Consider the following 17828-nt stretch of genomic DNA (forward strand, 5'->3'; position numbering starts at 1 on the left):
CACGACCTGCCTCGGCGCCCTCGCCCAACTGGTAAGACGGCGGAAGAATGCAGACTGGTCTGTTTAATCGTCCTCTCGCGCCGGGGCTCTGTCACTGATGGTTAGTGCAGCAAAGCGCTGATGGCGCGGCGGAAGGAGGAGGACTCACTCTCACCGGCCTCCTGCCGACGTTTCCCCCCGTCGCGGCGCAGGGCAACTACCTGCATGAACGCACTCCGTGGGGCGAAACGAGGTGCCAGTCCTCTTGCGGTCGCGCGGCACGCGGTGAAATGTCATGGTCATGGTCGACGATCTCGCGCGCGGTCGTGCCGCGTACCGAGGACACGTCTGGGACGAGGCGTTCGCGTTGCTCAGCCACGCGGACGAATCGTCGGCCCTGGACCCTGACGATCTCGAGGCGCTCGCCGAGTCCGCCCACTTCACCGGCAGGACCGAGAAGTGCGTCCAGGCGCGCGACCGGATCTACACCTACCGGCTGCGGTGTGGCGACAACCGCGGCGCTGCCATGTGCGCGTTTCGGATCCATCTCGTGTTGATGATGCACGGCGACATCTCGCCTGCCATGGGCTGGTTCGGCCGCGCGCAGCGCCTGCTGCACGAGGAGCCCGAGAGCGCAGTGCACGGCTACCTGTTGGTCGCCGAAGCTGAGGCGAACTTCCATGGAAACGACATGAACAGTTCACTCGAACTGGCCCGCCGTGCAACGACGATCGGCGCCCACTTCGCCGATTCGGATCTGGTGAACATCGCTCTGCATCAGGAGGGCCGCGCCCTCGTCGCACTCGGTGACGTATCCGGTGGAACCATCATGCTCGACGAAGCGATGGTCGCCGTGGCCTCTCGGGAGGTGAATGCAACCAGCTCCTGGTGGATCTACTGCAGCTCGATCAACGTGTGCGAATACATGTCGGACATTGGGCGGGCCAGCGCGTGGACATCCGCATTCGAGACGTGGCTGTGCACGCAGCACGGCGCCACCGCCCTCTCCGGCTCGTGCAGGATGCACCGGTCTCGGATCCTGCGCCTGCACGGAGCATGGTCGGACGCCGAACGCGAGGCGCGCCAGGCCTGCGCGGAGCAGAACGGAACCATTGCCATGGACGCGGGCCAGGCCTGGTATCAGATCGGTGAGATCCGGCGGTTGATGGGTGACCTCCCTGCTGCGGAAGAGGCGTTCGGGCATGCTGCCGGCTTCGGCTGGGACGTACAGCCAGGGCTTGGACTGCTGCGGGCCGCGCAGGGCCGCTCCGACGCAGCCACGGCCGGTCTCGCACGTGCGCTGGCCGAACATCCATCGGACCGTCTCGCGAGGGCGAAACTGCTCCCAGCGCAAGCGGAAATCGCGACAGCTGTCGGGAATCTGCAACTCGCGCGGGCGGCGGCCGACGAACTTGCCACCCTGGTGGATGGCGATCCGCCGTCCGTCCGGGCCGCCGCGGCACAAGCGGCAGGTGTAGTGCGGCTCGCCGACGGTGACCCCGCGGGCGCGCTGCCCGATCTGCGGGCTGCCGTGCAGATCTGGGCAGACCTCGACATGCCGTACGAGGCCGCACGCAGCCACCGGCTGATCGGTTCGGCCTGCCGGGCGATCGGCGACGAGGACACCGCGCGCCTCGAATGGGACACCTGTCGTGCGGTGTTCAGCCGACTGGGTGCGGTACCGGACGTGAAGTACACCGACGAATTGCTCGGGTGTGCCCAACCACCGACACCGCTCCCGGACGGTCTCAGCGCGCGGGAGGTCGAGGTGCTGCGCCTCGTCGCGGCCGGACTGACGAATCAGGAGGTGGCCGTGAAGCTGTCGTTGAGCAGGAAGACCGTCGCCCGGCATCTGAGCAATATCTTCGCCAAGATCGGGGTCACCTCACGCGCCGCCGCGACCGCCTACACCTACCAACACGGCCTGGCCTGACGCCGTCAGTCTGGTCGACGAGGCGAAGGCGGGTGCGCGACACGACTGCCCTCGCCGCTGGATCGAGCGGGTCGGTGGGTCGATATACCCATTGCGGCTCGTGTGCGTGGGACGAATGCAACCATTGCCCGATGCGACGGCGACGAGCGCAGACCTAGCCTCAAACCATGACTCCACGAACGACTCCCGCGCTACACAAGGTACGGCAACTCTCGCCGGGTGCTTGGCGACACCATGGTGTGGCCGCTCGACCGCCTAGAGGAGTGATTGTCGTGAACACCGCCACAGATCCGGACGAGCCGGCGGATACCCGTGTGATGGGCATTGTCCACTCTGCCCTGCGCCGTGACCTTGCTCGCGCGCGAAGTGCGCTCGTCGAGCGACCCTATCCCTTCGATACTCAACGGACAGCGATCGCCGAGCACCTCATCTGGATGATGGCCTTCCTTCACCACCATCATCTGTCCGAGGACGAGCACCTCTATCCGCTGGTGCGGGAACGAAACCGCGGAGCCCGAGCGCTGCTGGACGAGATGGACGCCGACCACCGGTCGATCGTTCCTGCGATGGATGCACTTGAAGGGGCCGCCGCCAAGTACCGGGCTTCGGCCGACGCCAGGGGCGAGGTGCTGGCCGCCGTGGACGTGTTGTGCGAATCGTTGCTGCCCCACCTCGAGCGGGAGGAGCGCGAGATGATGCCGATCGTGTCGGCGACGATCACCGACGCCGAATGGCGGCACTGGGACGAGGAATGCAACATCAAGCCGAAGGGGCCGATCGAACTGCTCGACGAAGGACTGTTCATCATCGACTCAGCCGAACCGGACGACGTGCGGGCCATCACCGAACTCGTGCCCCCGCTACCACGATGGCTCATGCTCAACGTCATGATCCGGCGCTACCGCACAGCGGCATTCCGGCGCTGGCGAACACCGCAGTTCTCACCGCTGCGCGCGCACCTGCGTGGCCGTTGCGAAACGACATCGACCGCGTACCCGACCACGGTGTGGGCCGTGCTGGCCGACATCACCCGGGTCGGCGAGTGGAGCCATGAGTGCCGGCGAGCGCGCTGGCTCCATGGCGCAACCGCACCCGGGGTCGGCGAGCGATTCCGGGGCAGCAGCAAGTCCGGAATCATGCGGTGGAGCAGGTCGTGCACCTTCACCGAACTCGACGAGCCACACGAGATGGCATGGATCACGCACGGCGGAGTCTACGGAGACAGCACCGAGTGGCGGTTCATCCTCGACTCGGATGGAACCGGAACCCGAATCGAACAGTCATTTCGCGTGCTGAGCCTGCCGCGTTGGTTCGACCGGATGATCTCGTTGACCGTTCCGGCCCACCACGACCGCGACAACGCTCTGCACGAGGATCTCGTTCGACTGGCAGCACTAGCCGAGCGGGATCAGGAGTCCGGACATCACTTACCACCGAACATCGAAGCGAGTACCCATCGAAATGAGAACACGCCGAGGACTCGGCCCACGTAGCCGACGAGCGCGTGGGGATGAGACCTCCACCAAGATGGGAGAGAGATTCGACGAGTCAGCTGAGCATTCCTCACGAAAAGTGTTGTGAGATACCTTCAGTCCCACGTCGGGACGTTGTGAGAGCGGAACCGGGACCATGTGCAGCACTGCAAGAGACAGAATCACCCAGAACGCCGCACCGGGCGGTCACTACGACACGACCATTGGCAGCGCCGTCACACGAGCACGCATCGCCCGCGCGATCGCAGCGGACGCGGGAATCTCCACGCAACACCTCGCAGCCCTCCTCGACGTGATGGACTGGCCCACGCGGCAGCTCTACAGCTACGCGCAGGCAGCAGGAGCCCGGGTTGACACCGAAGGTTGTTGGTGGCCCCGGCCGACGAATAGGCCGCTGTTCGGCAATTCCTTCCCTGTCTAGGTCCCAGCATCGTACGTGGACAGTCACACAAGGCTCCACTTTGAGCGCAGAGGGGAGATGGACTAAGCGATTTCTCGCACCGAACGGTGCCTGCCGCTCAGCAGGCTCACTGTGCATCCACAATTTTCACAGACCGGATAGGAGCTCATCATGGGATGGGACGACTTTCACAGACGCAACCGCGCAACCGACGCAGTTCTTGAATATGCCCACCGCACAGGGCAAACATCACTGCCGTTCGCGGAAGTTCCCTTAGCCACCACCATCTTCGAGAACAGAAACGACCTACTTCTCGCACTGCAGGCAAAATGGTCGAAAATTCTGGCGGGTTATCTGGAATACGAACTGTTCGACGACAATGAAAATTCGGGAATGAATTCCCAGTACTTGGCCGAGTTGGCGTGGAAGAAGGCCGTTGCTCGGCAGCCCACGCTACGGAGGCTCCTCGACAGCAACGAGTTCCACCTCGTCAAGGGGCGGTGGGCTGCATCAGCACGAGAGTTCGCAAGCTCGTACTAGCGACCTCAGCCCGACGACGGGTCGTCGCCGGATCTGCTTGTCGAGCAAGCTCGACGATAGGTGGCCCAGCTGTTGACCCGACGGCGTCCCGCCACGGCGACGCCCGGCACAGGTGAAACCCGAGGCAATCGCATACTCATGTACGAGGCCGCCGACGTCGACCCACTCTGGCGGTCGTTCATCAGAACGCTGCGGATCGTCCGCCGCCACGTCCGGGGGGCCGGCGGGTTTTCCCTGTCCGGCTCATCACCCCCGCCGCACACGCGATCGCCAGAAAACTCGAACGTCCCAATCCACCTCGCCGCTACCGCACCTGTCCCCGTGTCACCAAGCGAGCCGCATGTAGCCGATACGCCCGCAAGAACCTCGACCACCGCACCGTCAACGCGGTTCAGATCGGCCTCGCCCAGAACGAGAAACTTCCGCCCCCAAGGTAGGAAGTTTCATGCGGACAGGCCCAGCGCATGAGCCGCGGTTTCACGGCCACCGTGCACTTCGCCGGCCGCACCTGTTCGGTGACTGCGGCATCGAAGTCCGGAGGGAAGAACGAATCCGCAAACCTTCTCGTGGAGAATCTGTTTGCGCAGCCGTGACCTGCCCCATGGTCGGGTCAGGACGTCGTGGGAATGGTGGTCTCCGCTCGACCGTCGACGGCAGATAACAGATAGCGGGCAGGTGACCACCTGCCGCCGCACGGGGTACCCCTGCGTGGAGTCGACGGTCGAGAAGATCGCCCGCGCCACTCGGCGGATTCCGCGGTAGCGTGGCCGGCCGGTCGCCGCGTCAACGATGTGCACGAGGACCGTGACTGCGAACCCGGTCGCGGCGGGGAAGTACTGTCCGCCGCGACGTCGAACTGCTCGACGGAGGTGTGAATCCGCAGCTCGATGTCCGTGTCAGTGCCAGTGCCAGCCGCCGTTGAACGCCCCTTTCCGGAACGAGCCGGTCATCGTTCGGTTTCCGGCAAACGTGAGCGTCAGCGCTTCGGTGGCGATCTCTGCGGTCATCACGTGTGCCGGCGCCGAGCGCGGCGAGAGCTTTCGGGGAGAATGAGCCGATCGCAGTGTCGGCAAGCTGTTGCGAAGCCTAACGACCAGTGACAACCGCCCCTCCGTGAGAGCAGGATAAAACAGACCGGTCTTTCAGGGTTGTCGCCGCAGAGATGGGGATCCAACAGGCGACGGCCCGGGTCCACAACGTTGTACACCTGTCCACGAGACTCTGATCCGCTTGTCGGTAGGGGAGGTCGAACGATGCGTCGTCTCGTCATGTGCTGCGACGGCACCTGGAACACGCCGGGCCAGTTGGCGCCGACGAATGTGCGCCGCTTGTACAGCGCCCTGGTGGATTCCGCGACGGACGGGCCGGACCCGACGGACGGGCAGGACACGACGGACGGGGAGATCGCGACCGATGGGCGGGAGCAGCTGACGCGGTACCAGCCCGGGGTGGGGACCGTCAGCGGTGGCCTGTTCGGCTGGCTGCTGGGGGGCGCCGCCGGGGTCGGGCTGTCGAGCGACGTGATGGACGCCTACCACTGGCTGACCACCACGTACCGGCCCGGGGACACCATCGCGCTGTTCGGCTTCAGTCGCGGCGCCTTCACCGCCCGCAGCCTCGCCGGGATGATCGCGGCGTGCGGGCTGATCGATACCACCTGCCTGGACGAGGCCGCGACCTGGCGTCAGATCCGGCACGCCTATCAGCAGCGGTACCGGCGCGGACCCGACGCCGATCCGAGCTGGAGTGACGGTCTCCGATTCACCTACCACCCCGAGCACCCGGATCGGATCCCGGTGGACTTCATCGGGGTGTGGGACACCGTCGGAGCGTTGGGCGTCCCGGACACGCTCGGTTGGACCAACCTGCTGGACCCGCCGACCCGGTATGCCTTCCACAACGTCAAGTTCAACCCGCATGTGCGGCACGGCCGTCACGCGGTGGCGCTCGACGAGCAGCGGGCACCGTTCACGCCGACGCTGTGGTCCGACCTCGAGCCCGGCCAGGACGTCAAGCAGGTGTGGTTCCCCGGCAGCCATATGGATGTCGGTGGCGGGCACCCGCAGACGGGTCTGAGCGATGGTGCGCTGCATTGGATGATCGACGAGTCACGCACCGCGATCGGACTCGAATTCCGCAATGCGGTCGAGAAACAGATCGAACCCGACCCACTCGGCATGGTGCATGACGACAACCAAGGTATCTACGGCTTGCTCGAGCCGCTGTACGAGCCTCTGCTGCGCTCGATGCTCGAGCCGTTCATGGAGCCGCGGCCCCGGGCCACCCCCGTGATCGACAAGTACGAGAACAACGCCTCGCTGCACCCGTCGGTGTACACGCGTCACGAGAGACCACCGATCACCAGTGGCCCGTACCGGAGCACGAGGACCCTTGCGCCGGGTGAGTCCGCCACGGTCGGCGTGTCCGCCCGTGATCCGTGGAACTGGACGGGCCTCTACCTCGACGTCGGCGAGTACGCCTTCGCCGCCACCGGCGAGTGGACGGATCTGAGCATCGCGTCCGGGCCTGCCGGCACCACCGGCTGGCGCCGGTTCCACCCCCGGGAGGCCTTCCGCCTGGCCAGCACCGTGCTCGGTCAGGGCGAGCGGTTGTTCCGGCGCGTGACCGGGAACCCGCAGGCCAACTTCCTGCTGACCCGCCGGGACGAGAACGAGCCGTGGATGTCGCTGATCGGCGTCGTCGCCAACGACGCGATCGCGCTCGAGGGTGCCCAGGCCCTGCACGAGCGCATCGCCATCGGGGCCGGCACCAATCACCGGGTGTGCCGGTCCGGGTACCTGTACGCATTCGCCAATGACGCGTGGGGCTTCTACGGCAACAACCGGGGCGATGTGCACCTCACGGTGACCAGGACGCAGTGACTGCGCCACTCCTCACTGTCTCCAGGCCATACCAGGTCGAGGCCGCCTGGGAAGGCTATGCGTGGCGGCCCGTACACCGGCACCGCGTTCGACATTCGAGCCGTAACCGAGGAGGTCTACGGATCGCCCCATTCTCCTCGGGAATCCACACCTGCAGCGGACATCAGCTGGCAGAACCGGATCACCGCCTCATTACCAACACCGGCACTGGCGGCGGCTGGCGTCGTCCTGCTCGGACTGATTTGGTGGACCGCCTCGATTCTCCGCCGGCGGTGTGTCCGGAGGAACGCACACCGCAAGTCAGCTTCGCGAAGCGAGGCGCACCACCCACGAACAGGATCGAGGTGGAGGTCGGGCGTGGCGGCGGGTACCAGCGATCGAGATCGAGTCCGCAATCGAGGAACACTTTGTTCGGGACGCTGTCGACGATGAGGCTGAGGTTGTGCATGGTGAGCGATCCGAGCGTGTACGGAAATGCCGCATTCGATTTCTTCCGTAGATCCGGCGCATCGAGTTCATACAGCGGGACGTCCCTGATCTTGTCCAAGAACAGTAGGTGGGTCAAGAAGTAACCCATGTACGACGTCAGATGGAGTGTGGCAGAACGCGGCTGCACCGATACGACCGCACCACTGTCGGAAACATAGGGCTCGTAGGGTTGATCGTCGCGCAGCATGTACCCGGTGCAGTTCACTATCCAACTGCCCGGCTGAATCGTCTTCGCTAGTCCGCTGCGGAACACCAAGTCGGTCTCGCCGTTGCGGTCGACGGCATCCACGACGTGATCCATGATCACCTCGGTCAAACCGGCGGCAATCGTCTTGTTCTCCGATTCGGACAGCAGGCCCAGCAGGTAGTTGCCTGTGGTGGGGGTTAACCAGGTGCCGTAGGTATCGCGTAACCAGGTCGCGACATCGGTCTCGTTGGTCCCGTCGAAACGCCGACCCAGTTCCATGAAAATGCCGGTCACCAGCGTGCCGCCCCACCATCGTCGGCCGCCAGCGGGGAACAAGCGGTCGCGGCTCGAAAAGAACGTGCCTGAACCTGCCACAAGATTCACTTCCCGACCGGGGTATTCCGTGATCAGCGCGTGGGCGGTATCCATCCCGGTCTTTCCGCCCCCCACGACCCACACCGGGGTGTCACTCGCCCGCATCTCGTCCCCCCGCATGTCGCAGAAGTCGGGTGACACCGACACGACTCGCGCACTGGAAACCTCGAGCGGGTCGTTGGGCACAACCCCGAATCCGCTGGCTTTGATCAGTCGCTTCGCCTCGACAACCATGAGTTGGCCGTCCGACGATGTGCAGGTGAGGCGCACGATCCCGTCGGACTCGTCGTGTGACTCGAGCGCCCAGCCGAAGTACTCGTCCACCTGCACTCGTTGCTTGACAACGTCGAGGCAGTGGTCGAAGTGGATGAGCACCTCGTCCTTTGTTGCCAGGTAGGAGCGATCCTGGCCGAGAGTCCACTTGATGTTGCCGGCGGTGAACATGCCATGCGGTTGGTGCAGTCGCACATATGCATAGGTGTCGACCCACATACCGCCGGATCGATCGCGGCGATCTACCAGGATGACCTTCTGCGAGCGCGACAGGTATTGACTGGTGACGAAGAGGGCATTGAGTCCGGTGATGCCGGCTCCGACGATGCAGACGTCGCAGCGCTCTACCCGAACGGGCGTCTCGGCTGACGCGGCACCATATGTCACCGCAGCCTCCTGAGGGAGATTCCTAATTACGAGCGAGACTGGGCTGTGGTGATGTCAGGCTTCGCCTCGTCTTATTTGCGACCAGTTGGTTCCATATCGATCTTCCTCGCAGCCAGCACCAATGTCACCGATGGTTTGCCGCGCTAAGCGCCCGACCTGAACAATGCGCCTGGTCCGCGGCCAACACGCTGCCCGCACACGGAACCATTGCCGGCGAGGTGGCGTCACGTACGTCCGGGAGCGGACCTCGTCCCGAAAGCGGATCCGCCTATGGGACTGGCACCGACTGCCTTCGGCCCAGCGCCCGACGCAAATCTCGTCCCGATGACACCTCGGCTTGCGGACGCGTTTCTGACCACCACACGCGGGGTCCGCGTCCATGTCTGAACCGACGTCCGTGAGGTGGGTGCTCGCCCGCTGATGGTGGGCTACTGAGCCGGCGCGCCAGCATACGAGTCTCCACGTCGGCACGTGATATCCTATGATATCTAGGAGGTTTTCATGCCTGACGTTTTGATCCGCAACTTTCCCGCGGAGGACCTGGCGCTGCTCGACGAGCACGCTGCCCGCCTCGGGATCTCGCGAACCGAGTACCTGCGCCGTCATCTGCAGCAGGAGGCACGTCGCACCATCACCACGGTGTCGGCCGCAGACCTGAAGCGGTTCTCCCAAGACTTTCCTGACCTGGCAGACGACGAGGTCATGCGCGGCGCCTGGTCATGAGTGGCTCCACGTGGCTCATCGACAAGTCTGCAATGGTGCGCCTCGGCACCAGCCCGGACGTCGAGCAGTGGGCCAATCGAATCCAGCGCGGTCTGGTTCACATCTGCACCGTGACGCTGCTCGAAGTCGGCTACTCCGCCCGTACCGCCCACGACCTGGTACGGGGACGACGCACCCCACCGCTGTCGGCCATGCCCCTGGAGTATTCGACACCCGCGATCGAAGACCGCGCCCTTGATGTGCAACGGCAACTGGCAGAACGCGGACAACATCGCGCACCGTCGATCCTCGATCTGCTCATCGCGGCGACCGCGGAGATCAACAACCGGGTCGTTTTGCATCTCGACAAAGACTTCGACCTGATCGCCGCGATCACCGGCCAGCCACTCGAACGACTGGTGATCTAGCGCGTCGGACAAGCGCCCGATCCGGTCTCACCGCGAGTGGACGTGCACGTAAAAGCCGACCGCGTCTGCGAGTCGACGGGGCACTGGGCACTGGTCGATCCCTTACCGGTCGAGTCCCATGACCGTTCGTCGCCGCGATTGCCCCGGGTGCTGTGACGTCACGGTCGGCCGATCAGGGGACAGTGGAATCATCCGATTCCACGCCCGATCGGGGGACGGTCGTGGGGCCCGATCCGCGGCAGGATGATTTCTATCCGGGGGCCGGCAACAGGATGAGGAAAGATGTCGACGATTGCGAGCACGCCCCTGGCGGAGGTGGCGTCCGAGTGGTGCACGGAGGCGGAGGTTCAGGTTCAGGTGCAGACGTCGGCTGTCGCGAGCGGACGGCACGCGACGCGAAGTGTGTTGTTCATCGGCCACCCGTCCACCGTCACCGAGGTGACGCACTGGGCCGCCGTGCGGCACTGGACGGTGGAGCAGGGGCTGAAACCCGTGCGCGAATTCCGTGGCGACGTGGTGTGCGCGATCGTCACCGAGGCCGTTGTCGAGGGCACGTGCCCGTCGGCGGATGCGGCGGTCGTGCAGCGGGTGCGCTCCCGCGGTCTGGACTGCATCCCGGTCTATGACATCGAGCCGTGGGGGACCGCCCGGTTGTCCTGTGTGCGGCCGTCTACGTCGGTCCCGTGAGTGCTCGCTGGGCGGCGGGCCGAAACTCGAAACCTGCAGTCATCAGTCCACGGAGGCCGATGATGACCACGGCGGCGTCGACGCTCGTCCGCCCCTCCTTCGCCCAGTAGACGTCTTCCAGGTCGAGCAGCAGTGCCAGTTCGTCGACGATGAGCGCGGCGCCGACGCGGTACGAGATCGGCACCGTCGGATGGCGGCGTTGCTTCTCCGAGCCCCGAACCGCCACCATCCCGACGGCAGCCAGCGCGGCGATCCCAGGTTGTAAAGGTGGAAATGGCGGCCGTGGAGACTCAGCCCACCCCTCGGGACGGAGTTTGCCCCACCGGGGTTCGTCGGTAACAAAACGTGACATAACTGGTCTAAAAGTCTCGTTTCGGCGCAAAAACAGACTGTACGGCTGGTTATGGGTGATACTGAGCCCATGTGGTGGGCCATTGGAATAATCCTGGTGTGGGGACTCGGTGCGATACCACTTGCCGTAGTGATGGGCTCGGCAGCCCATCTGAAAGATGTGCGCGAGTTACCACTCTGAATCATCCACCGAGGGGTTGATCGGCTCGTCGGGAATCCTTCTCGGTACAATGATGTTTCGCGGTGGGCGATGGTCAAGCAGTGGTGACGGTCCACGGTATGGAAGAGATGCGGGAGCTCGATGGTGACGTGGTGTGCGTGATCGTCACGGACGACGTTCGCGAAGGGGCGGGCTCACCCGAGGAAACGGCGTAGATGAACACAGCGCGAGCGCTCGGCGTTCCGTGCGTGGCAATGTGTCACGCAACTGTGCAGTCGGGCGGATCGTTTCTCCCGTCCTCACTCGGCGGTGCGGGTGGCTCACGCAAATCTTTCAGCCGGGCCGCTTTCCCGATCAGAATCGCCAGCGGTACCGACAGTGCCACCCACAGCAGCACCGCCGCCCCCACGATCCACCACCACACGCATCGAGTATGCCCGCGGCTGGACGCTCGACCAAGGTGCGGCACCTGTGTAAATCCTGTGGATACCGATCGCCGACAAGTTCGTAGTGCTCGCGGCGGCTGCCCCCGCACTGGCACGAGCGCATCAAACACGGTGGCTGCCTGTTCGGGAAGGGAGCTCCCACGCTTACATCGGATCTCACCTCAGCACTGACGTAGGGAAGGTCACCCAGGGTGTTGGAATCCCATTTCCCGCGCGAAAACCCGATACATGTATAGGTTTTGGTGAGGAAAACGATGCCACGATCTAGCGGTCGGCGAGATCGCCGCCCCTGTCATCGGTTTGCCTTCTCCGCTTCGTTCAACTGCCCTGCGATGACGGGTGTGTTTCCTTGGCTCCGTATAGAAGAGACGCGCTGATCATGCTCGCCTACCGGCTCACCCGTGAGTATCACCCCCGCGTGAATCTCGGCCGACGTTGCCGGTGACGAACTCGGAGTGACTCGGCGGCGTTGCTGTCAAGGGGATTTGGCCTCTTACTTGCCGGTAACTTGAACGCCGACGCCGAGAAAGTTTCGGAGCGTGTTGTGATTTGCATCACATTTTGCTGGGATTCTCTCGGGTTTCGGGCGGACCGGCGAGACGAAACAAGCCTGACCAGTCGGTTCTATTCGGGTGTTGCCCCCGCTGCTGTTCTGGGCAGATTCTCGCTTGCCGCTAATGAATTCGCCGTGAGTGCGATCATCTACACGGCAGCTTTCGGGGAGCGGTCTTTCTTCCGTCATACATCGGGTTCCACACGGGCTGCCGACGGGGAACGGCTTTAGGTGAGCTTTAGGTGGAAGGCGTGTGATGGTTACGGCATTCAATGTGCCCCTCAGCCCCGCGTGGGGTGAAGAAGGTTCAGCGAGCGTCGCGGGGGCTGAGAAGGTTGGCAGTCGTCGAGACTGGCAGGCAGCTTACATTCGGAGATTGAGAATTTCGGACACGCTGATCGTGGTCGCAGCCGTAGCGATTGCGCAGTGGGTGCGCTTCGGCGACCGCGGAGTTCTGGCATCGTCCCATGCGATCCCGAACCTGAGCTACTCGTTCATCTCGGCGGCACTCATCGTCATGTGGCTCGTCGCCTTGGTGATTTTTCGGACCCGCACGATTCGAGTGATAGGGAGCGGCCCGGAGGAATACCGGCGGATTCTCGCCTCCACTATCCGTCTCTTCGGAATCATTGCGATCGTATCTCTGCTGTTCAGAATCGATTTGGCACGGCTCTACCTCGGCATCGCCTTCCCGGTCGGATTGGCGGGGCTCATCGTCAGCCGATGGTGCTGGCGCCGCGTGATCGCGCGCAAGCGGGCACGGGGAGAATTCCAGACTTCCGTCCTCGTGGTGGGTGGCGAGCGGTCAGTGCGTAGCCTCGCCGAATCTTTTTCGCGTGGTACCGCCGATGGATACCGCGTCGTCGGTGTCTGCACACCCGGACGTAGTACCGAGCGTGGGCAGGAGATCGTGGTCGGCGGGCGAGAAATCCCCGTGCTCGGCGACGAGCGCCACGTGTTAAGCGCGTTGAAGTTCTGCGGTGCGGACACTGTGGCTGTGACGGCCACCGAACACCTCGGCCACGACGGTATGCGCGCCCTGGCCTGGGCCCTGGAACCACACCATGTGGATTTGGTGGTGGCGCCCGGGATGATGGACGTTGCGGGTCCACGTCTGTCGATGCGCCCGGTGGCCGGGCTCCCGCTGATCCATGTCGAGAAGCCCCGGTATCACGGGGCCCAGAAGTTCTCGAAGACGGGATTCGACTTCGCGTTCGCGAGCCTGGCTCTGTTCGCCATCAGCCCGCTGATGCTCGCAGTCGCAGTCGCGATCAAGCTCACCAGCACCGGGCCGGTATTCTACAAGTCGGAACGGATGGGATTGAACGGTAAACCCTTTCCGATGTTCAAATTCCGAAGCATGGTGGTGGACGCCGACAGGCAGGTCGATTCGCTCATGAAGGCCAACGAGGGCGCCGGCGTCCTGTTCAAGATGCGAGAGGATCCGCGGGTAACCAAAGTCGGACGAATCATGCGGAAGTTCAGCATCGACGAACTGCCCCAGTTCATCAACGTCTTGCGCCGCGAGATGAGTGTGGTCGGTCCCCGCCCGCCATTGCGCCGAGAGGTGGAGGCATACGACGGCACCGTGCGGCGCCGACTCCTGGTGAAGCCTGGAATCACAGGACTGTGGCAGGTAAGTGGGCGATCGGACTTGTCGTGGGAAGAGACTGTCCGGCTTGATCTTTCTTACGTGGAGAACTGGTCGATGACGGGTGACGTGCTGATCATCGGAAAAACATTGAAGGCGGTGGTGTCGAGTGATGGGGCTTACTGACACGCTTTCGGACCCTGGAAACGACGATCCACTTGGTCGGCTCCCTGCGTGAAGGCCACATGACTGCCATCCAACCGGGCATTCTTCCTGACGGCGGCGAAAACCACCGACTGGGGCCGACGTCTGAACGATCGATCTCTCCCCGATGGGAGAGATCGTATCGGACGAAATTCATCCGCTTCGTCTGATTGCCGCTGTCTGCTCCGAAACCGACGCTGCCGACCGCGGTTGCCGTTCCCGACGCATCGGTCTCGCCAGAATCAAGGATGTGGGCATCACGCACGTGGAGTTGGGAGCCTCGATCAAGGCGGAGGTTTCGAGGCCAAGTTCGGCACGGTGAGGCGATGGGCCTGCACATCGAGTTCGTGACCAAGGCGGAGCCGCTCGGCACCGCTGGCGGTATCCGGAATGTCCCCTACCTCATCTCCGTGCCGGACTACGACCTGATCACGGACATGCTCGACGGATACGAACCGTTACATTTTCGGCGCAGACCCGGGGAACGCCGGTGAGTTTCGACGCGAGGCGCAAACCGCTCTGGCTCTGGGATGAGGTATCCGGGTTGTCAGCCATCGGCCAACCTCCGAGAGTGGGGTCAAGGTGAGCAATTCTGCGCGGTCTACCAGTGTCATTCGGATGAATGACATAACCGGCGAGTAGGTACCGGCCGGTCTATATTGTCCACATCCCCATCTTTAACGGGGCTGAGAGATTCTGAGGGGAACTCCGTGACAACCATCACGCGGTCTAGTTCGTCGCGCCGGAAACCGGCCCAGCCGAAGGCGACGCAGAGACTCGACATCCAAGGCCTGCGCATGGTCGCAGTCATGCTCGTCGTGCTCTCACACCTGTTCCACTTCCCGCGGGGCGGGTTCGTCGGCGTAGACGTCTTCTTCGTGATCTCCGGATTCCTCATCACCGGATCACTTCTGCACACGTTCGAGCAGACCGGACGGATCTCGTTCTCCAGCTTCTACCGGCGACGTATCCGGCGTATCGTCCCCGCCGCCACGCTCGTTCTCATGGCGACGGTCATCGCCGCATTCTTCATTTACACGGGTAGTCGGTTCAAGTCCACCGCTCTCGATGCGGTCGCCGCGTTCTTCTTTGTATCGAACTGGCGGTTCGGGATCGAAGGGACCGACTACTTTAGTTCGTCCGGGCCCGTGTCACCTTTGCAGCACTACTGGTCACTGTCGGTCGAGGAGCAGTTCTATTTCGTGTGGCCCGCGGTCATCCTGGCCATCGGGATCCTCGTCGGGCGTAAGTCTTGGTCGGCCAAGGCGCGACTCGCGCTGTCCGCCGCCGTCATGGGGGTTGCCGTACTGGTGTCGTTCGGCTACTCGGTACTGAACACTGCGAGCAGTCCTACCTGGGCGTACTTCTCCACCCTCACCCGCGTCTGGGAGTTGGGCGTCGGCGCACTTCTCGCGATCTCGATCAGCTACTTCGAGAGCATCCCCGACAAGGTCCGCCCCTTCATTGCGTGGGCTGGGCTCATCGCGATCACAGTCGGAGCCTTCGCCATCACGGAAACCGGCGGGGGATTCCCTGCGCCATGGGCGGCCGTTCCCGTGCTTGGTGCGGCAATGGTCATCGCCGCTGGAGTGGCCGGCGAACAGAAGTACCTACAGGTGTTGACCAACCGTGTCAGCACCTACATTGGCGACATCTCGTATTCGCTGTACCTCTGGCACTGGCCGGTCATCGTTCTACTCGCCGCGCTCATGGACCGAAGTGGCTACTACTTTGCTACTGCGTTGCTCCTCATGTTCGGCCTGTCGATTGCGAGTTACCACTTCTTCGAGAACAGGATTCGCTCCTCGAAATGGCTCGAGACAGGCATCGAGAAGAAGGAGCGGATCATCCTCGACGTATCGCGCTGGCGTCTGCGAACGTTGAAGATGAGCGAGCCAAGCCAAACAATCGGAATCGCATCGTTGGCGCTGGTGACCGCAGCGCTGGCTGTCTACGCGACCACACCCACCGACCCACAGTTGCTGCCCCCATCAGCGGCTGCAGTTAACCAGTCAATCACCGCTAACGTCGGACCAGAGCAGGGCAAGCTCTCAGGCGAAATCTCAGCGGCGCTGGCTTCGCGGGCGTGGCCGGAGCTGAGCCCCACGATGGACGAGGCGATCGCCGGACCGCAAGCACCCAAGGCGATAAGCGATTGCGGCTCAATTAATCCCCCACCCGAGAGTCGATGCATCTGGGGTGATCCCAACGCACCAAAGAAGATCGTCATTGTCGGAGACTCTGTGGCGATGACGTACGTGGAAGCGTTCAAGAACATTGCCGAGAGTAGCGGCGGTCAGTGGCAAGTACGTTCCCGCGCCATGTACGGATGCACCTTTATTGATCAGACCATCAGCAGCCCCGACCCTGAGATCACCGAAGCGTGCTCGCAGCGGAAGGCGGAAGCAATTTCCGCCATCAACAAGTTGCGGCCAGATCTGGTTGTCATCACGAATACCTACGAACCTCGAACGAACGACGCCACAAAGCAGTCGGTGACCTGGACCGAATGGGTGACAGGAATGAAGGCGCTCACGTCCCAATTCGCCGCGAATGTCGGAAAGGTCGCCTTCCTTGCTCCGCCCCCATCCGATGTGAATGTTCGTGACTGTTACAACAAGCTGTCCGTCCCGGCGGAGTGCGTCAGTGGCCTGACGGGCGATTGGACGACGATGTCAAAGGTCGAGGAAGATCTCGCACACGGGAGTGGCTTCGCATACGTCAACTCAAGGGATTGGTTCTGCGTCGGCGGATACTGTCCCGCATTCGTTGGAACGACCCCCGTCAAACTCGACAAGGTGCATATGACCTCGCAGTACGCGGACAGGATTTCCCCTGCGCTGCGCGAAAGTCTCACAGCGCAGGGGTTGCTCTAGCCCTCCACGAGATACGTGACCTGGTACGTGCTTCCCGCCTGACTCGCGGGCAGCGTTCCCGAGCAGTAGATCGTCATGGTCGTTGTAGTGGTGCTCGCATAGAAACTCCCAAGCGCGACGGCGTCGGCGTTGCTCGGGTTCACCTGAACGTAAGGAGCTGACGCGAACGCATTCTTGAAGGTCAGGGGCGCTACGGCCTGCCCCGCTGCCGGTGTCGCCCCGGACCGAAGAACACTTTCCCGCGACGATCGTTGCACGCCGTGAGGTTCTGCAGAGACGGGGGCAGGCATTGCGAAACACTGTGTCAGGGACAACTCGCAACGAGAGCACTCCGGGGGGCGCGGTCGAGTGGCGCGCCCGCCGCTGTCGGGTTTCAATTGTGCCAGTGCATTCAGCCACATAGGGGGAGTCAGTACATCGGAACCGATTCTGCGACCGACGCAGTAGTTCTGGTTGGCGTCTCACGGAGTGGCAGGGTTCGCAGCCGAGGCGCAGACCGCCCTCGACCTGGGGAGTAGGTATCCGAAAGACCCGGGTGTGCTGATCTCGCTGCTGCTCAATCGGATCACGCTCGAGCCCGGAGGGGGACTGTACCTCGCGGCCGGAAATCTGCACGCATACCTGAGTGGCGCAGCCGTCGAGATCATCGCCAACTCCGACAACGCGCTTCGCGGCGGATTGACGTCCAAACACGTCGATGTGCCGGAGCTGCTTCGTGTCCTCGATTTTCGGTCGAGTCATATACCGGTTGTGCGCGCGGACAGCGACGGTCCTCGCCGGGGTCTGTATCGAACGCCGGGAACTGGAATTCGAGCTCACTCGAGTGGAACTCGACAAGAACGGAAGCGGTGCCACATCCACGGCAACGCTCGACTTCGGGAAGCCTCAGATA

11 protein-coding genes and 3 pseudogenes are annotated in these 17828 nt (G+C 63.3%); 10 read left to right on the forward strand and 4 right to left on the reverse strand.

What is annotated here, in order from left to right:
• The first annotated feature begins 274 nt into the window (after nucleotides 1–274).
• The 3 genes from MLGJGCBP_RS15020 to MLGJGCBP_RS15030 all read left to right on the forward strand — a co-directional run bounded on the left by MLGJGCBP_RS15020 (nucleotide 275) and on the right by MLGJGCBP_RS15030 (nucleotide 4345).
• Nucleotides 275–1912, forward strand: coding sequence for a helix-turn-helix domain-containing protein (locus MLGJGCBP_RS15020; protein ID WP_160096550.1), 1638 nt, complete (start codon nucleotides 275–277; stop codon nucleotides 1910–1912).
• Between the two features lie 272 nt (nucleotides 1913–2184).
• The gene (locus MLGJGCBP_RS15025; RefSeq protein WP_160096552.1) at nucleotides 2185–3405 is read left to right on the forward strand and encodes a hemerythrin domain-containing protein; all 1221 of its coding nucleotides are present in this window, start codon (nucleotides 2185–2187) and stop codon (nucleotides 3403–3405) included.
• A 571-nt stretch (nucleotides 3406–3976) separates the two neighbouring features.
• On the forward strand, nucleotides 3977–4345 hold the full coding sequence (locus MLGJGCBP_RS15030) for a hypothetical protein (protein ID WP_160096554.1): 369 nt from the start codon (nucleotides 3977–3979) through the stop codon (nucleotides 4343–4345).
• A gap of 610 nt (nucleotides 4346–4955) precedes the next feature.
• Here the strand turns inward: MLGJGCBP_RS15030 and MLGJGCBP_RS51740 are convergent.
• Nucleotides 4956–5258 (reverse strand): annotated as a pseudogene (locus MLGJGCBP_RS51740) (N-formylglutamate amidohydrolase); the annotation flags it as partial.
• Nucleotides 5259–5598: 340 nt separating this feature from the next.
• Here MLGJGCBP_RS51740 and MLGJGCBP_RS15035 point away from each other — a divergent pair.
• Nucleotides 5599–7227, forward strand: coding sequence for a DUF2235 domain-containing protein (locus MLGJGCBP_RS15035; RefSeq protein WP_160096556.1), 1629 nt, complete (start codon nucleotides 5599–5601; stop codon nucleotides 7225–7227).
• 181 nt (nucleotides 7228–7408) lie between these two features.
• On the opposite strand, the gene MLGJGCBP_RS15040 is transcribed toward MLGJGCBP_RS15035, so the two are convergent.
• Nucleotides 7409–8938 carry an FAD-dependent oxidoreductase gene (locus tag MLGJGCBP_RS15040; RefSeq protein WP_236581103.1) on the reverse strand — a complete coding sequence of 510 codons (1530 nt, stop codon included), beginning with the start codon at nucleotides 8936–8938 and terminating at the stop codon, nucleotides 7409–7411.
• 501 nt (nucleotides 8939–9439) lie between these two features.
• Here MLGJGCBP_RS15040 and vapB point away from each other — a divergent pair.
• From vapB to MLGJGCBP_RS15055, 3 genes are all read left to right on the forward strand, one after another.
• A complete protein-coding gene (vapB, locus tag MLGJGCBP_RS15045) occupies nucleotides 9440–9661 on the forward strand; it encodes a type II toxin-antitoxin system VapB family antitoxin (RefSeq protein WP_160096558.1) in 222 nt (73 codons plus the stop codon).
• A complete protein-coding gene (locus MLGJGCBP_RS15050; RefSeq protein ID WP_160096560.1) occupies nucleotides 9658–10068 on the forward strand; it encodes a PIN domain nuclease in 411 nt (136 codons plus the stop codon). Before vapB ends, MLGJGCBP_RS15050 begins: the two co-directional genes overlap by 4 nt.
• A gap of 282 nt (nucleotides 10069–10350) precedes the next feature.
• Nucleotides 10351–10755, forward strand: coding sequence for a hypothetical protein (locus MLGJGCBP_RS15055; protein ID WP_160096562.1), 405 nt, complete (start codon nucleotides 10351–10353; stop codon nucleotides 10753–10755).
• Here the strand turns inward: MLGJGCBP_RS15055 and MLGJGCBP_RS15060 are convergent.
• Nucleotides 10739–11055, reverse strand: a pseudogene (locus MLGJGCBP_RS15060) (hypothetical protein); the annotation flags it as partial. The gene MLGJGCBP_RS15055 and the pseudogene MLGJGCBP_RS15060 overlap by 17 nt on opposite strands.
• Before the next feature lie 1466 nt (nucleotides 11056–12521).
• On the opposite strand from MLGJGCBP_RS15060, the gene MLGJGCBP_RS15065 reads away from it, so the two are divergent.
• From MLGJGCBP_RS15065 to MLGJGCBP_RS15075, 3 genes and pseudogenes are all read left to right on the forward strand, one after another.
• Nucleotides 12522–14042, forward strand: a complete 1521-nt coding sequence (locus MLGJGCBP_RS15065) for a sugar transferase (protein ID WP_160096564.1) — start codon at nucleotides 12522–12524, stop codon at nucleotides 14040–14042.
• A 188-nt stretch (nucleotides 14043–14230) separates the two neighbouring features.
• Nucleotides 14231–14475, forward strand: a pseudogene (locus MLGJGCBP_RS54310) (NDP-sugar synthase); the annotation flags it as partial.
• Between the two features lie 295 nt (nucleotides 14476–14770).
• Nucleotides 14771–16936: an acyltransferase family protein gene (locus tag MLGJGCBP_RS15075; RefSeq protein WP_236581104.1), complete on the forward strand. Its 2166-nt coding sequence runs from the start codon at nucleotides 14771–14773 to the stop codon at nucleotides 16934–16936.
• Here MLGJGCBP_RS15075 and MLGJGCBP_RS15080 read toward each other — a convergent pair.
• Nucleotides 16933–17079: a hypothetical protein gene (locus MLGJGCBP_RS15080; protein ID WP_160096566.1), complete on the reverse strand. Its 147-nt coding sequence runs from the start codon at nucleotides 17077–17079 to the stop codon at nucleotides 16933–16935. The two genes, MLGJGCBP_RS15075 and MLGJGCBP_RS15080, sit on opposite strands and share 4 nt — an antisense overlap.
• Nucleotides 17080–17828 lie beyond the last annotated feature (749 nt).

The organism is Rhodococcus sp. T7 (genome assembly GCF_009872365.1).
In the GTDB taxonomy this organism is placed as follows: domain Bacteria; phylum Actinomycetota; class Actinomycetes; order Mycobacteriales; family Mycobacteriaceae; genus Rhodococcus_F.

Coding starts and splice junctions, on each gene's coding strand:
- MLGJGCBP_RS15020 (WP_160096550.1), top strand. CDS start 275: ATGGTCATGGTCGACGATCTCGCGCGCGGTCGTGCCGCGTACCGAGGA.
- MLGJGCBP_RS15030 (WP_160096554.1), top strand. CDS start 3,977: ATGGGATGGGACGACTTTCACAGACGCAACCGCGCAACCGACGCAGTT.
- MLGJGCBP_RS15035 (WP_160096556.1), top strand. CDS start 5,599: ATGCGTCGTCTCGTCATGTGCTGCGACGGCACCTGGAACACGCCGGGC.
- vapB (WP_160096558.1), top strand. CDS start 9,440: ATGCCTGACGTTTTGATCCGCAACTTTCCCGCGGAGGACCTGGCGCTG.
- MLGJGCBP_RS15050 (WP_160096560.1), top strand. CDS start 9,658: ATGAGTGGCTCCACGTGGCTCATCGACAAGTCTGCAATGGTGCGCCTC.
- MLGJGCBP_RS15055 (WP_160096562.1), top strand. CDS start 10,351: ATGTCGACGATTGCGAGCACGCCCCTGGCGGAGGTGGCGTCCGAGTGG.
- MLGJGCBP_RS15065 (WP_160096564.1), top strand. CDS start 12,522: ATGGTTACGGCATTCAATGTGCCCCTCAGCCCCGCGTGGGGTGAAGAA.